This window comes from Actinospica sp., assembly GCF_035552695.1.
Taxonomy (GTDB): Bacteria; Actinomycetota; Actinomycetes; order Streptomycetales; family Catenulisporaceae; genus Actinospica.
This window is the reverse complement of sequence record NZ_DASZKT010000163.1, coordinates 1-1,821: the sequence shown is the minus strand read 5'-3', so window position 1 is coordinate 1,821 and position 1,821 is coordinate 1. Positions and strand designations below refer to the sequence as shown.

1 protein-coding gene and 1 pseudogene are annotated in these 1,821 nt (G+C 70.0%); both read left to right on the top strand.

Annotation, left to right across the window (positions count from 1 at the left end; translation table 11 throughout):
- Positions 1-596 precede the first annotated feature (596 nt).
- On the top strand, positions 597-1,133 hold the full coding sequence (locus tag VG296_RS19655) for an RNA polymerase sigma factor (protein WP_325567648.1): 537 nt from the start codon (positions 597-599) through the stop codon (positions 1,131-1,133).
- Between the two features lie 59 nt (positions 1,134-1,192).
- Positions 1,193-1,821, top strand: a pseudogene (locus VG296_RS19650) (zinc-binding alcohol dehydrogenase); the annotation flags it as partial.

The window sequence follows — 1,821 nt, the reverse complement described above, 5'->3', positions numbered from 1 at the left end:
CCTCGCGCACGTCGCGCTCGCGGGTCAGGATTCACCGTGGCATCGGTCAGGGCACGACTGCCTTGTCGTGCATGAAGGAGTGGATCGTGCAGTGGTGGGGGTAGACGCCGCGGCGGCGCAGCCTCACTGCCACGGCGTGCCCGGTAGGCGAAGCCGCTGATGTCGACCCTGACCGCGCGGGCGCGGCAGCGCCGATCGCGGCCAGCCCGCAGCGTCCGCTCCGGTCGATCGGTTTCATTTCAGCGGTCTACGGATGCGGCTCGCCCTGGGTTCAAATCGAAGCGGCATTCGATTTACAGCGGAACCGTTGCATCTCGCCAAGTGTGTTGAATCTCATCGGCGGCGGCGGCGTGCGCGGGCGAGCACTGCATGAACCGGCGATCGGTTCACCGGACCCTTTGAACGTCCGTGGCGACCGGCCCGTAGGCCGGTGCGATGGAAGGACCCCATCTCTTCTCAGCCGTGCTCGCCGTGCCCCTCGTCGGGTTGGAGGCCGTAGACGACGCGAACGACACTTCTCCATCCGACCCCAGCCCCGGTGCGAGCAGCTCATGCGGGTGCTGAATCCACAGTCACTGGTAGGGCACACAGACCGCGTGAACAAGGCCGCCTGGGCGCTGTGCGGCTCGCGCCAGGATGCCGAGGATCTGGTACAGGAAACCTTCACCCACGTGCTCGCCCGCCCCCGTCTTCTGCGCGACGAGGCGAGCGAGCTGGCCTATCTGATGCGCGTCCTGCACAACACGTTCCTGAGCGGCCGGCGCGACGCCTCCCGCAGGCCGCGTTCGGTGGGCACGCTCGAAGACGTACAGGTGCTCGATCGGCACGCCACGCAGGCGCCCCAACGGGCGCTCGAAGTCGGGGAACTATATGCCGCGATCGCCGAGCTGCCCGAGCGCTACCGCCGCGCCCTGGTCGCGGTCGACCTGCTGGGCCTCTCCTATGCCGAGACGGGGCGCTCGCTCGGTGTCCGCGAGGCGACCGTGGCCACGCGGGTCTTCCGTGCGCGCCGGCTGCTCGCCGGCCGGCTCGCGGAAGAGGAGACGCCTCAGACCGAACCCCGGCCTTCCGCGCCTCGGGTCCGAACGCGTGAGCCATCCCTGGCAGCGGGAATAGAAGAGCGAGCGGCGTAGTAGGAGTTGTAGAAAAGGGAGTCCATGGAACAGCGCCTACAAGACGAACCCGTGGTGTGATGCCCGGGCGGGCCGATGCGCACGCGTTCTGGCTGCGCTCCCCTGGCCGCGGCGAGATCCGACCGGCCGCGCCAGGGGACCTCGGACCGGACGACGTGCTGGTCCGCACCGTGTTCTCTGGGGTCAGCCGCGGCACCGAGACGTTGGTCTTCCGGGGCGCTGTGCCGCCGGATCAGTACATGGCGATGCGGGCACCCTTCCAGGAGGGCGACCTCCCCGGTCCCGTCAAGTACGGCTACCTCAACGTCGGGACGGTGGAGCAGGGACCCTCGGAGCTCCGCGGCCGCATGGTTTTCTGCCTCTACCCCCACCAGACCGCCTACGTCGTGCCGGCGAGCGCGGTGACCGTCGTGCCCGAGGACGTACCCCCGGCTCGCGCCGTCCTCGCGGGCGCGGTCGAGACCGCGGTCAACGCTCTATGGGACGCGGCACCTCTGCTCGGCGACCGGGTCACCGTCGTCGGCGCCGGGATGGTCGGCTGCTGCGTGGCGCGCCTGCTGAGCGCCTTCCCGGCGACGCAGGTCACGCTCGTGGACGTCGATCCCGGCCGGGCAGAGGTCGCGGCCGCACTCGGTGTCGACTTCGCGCTGCCTGCCGACGCGGCCGGCGCTCGCGATCTGGTCGTGCA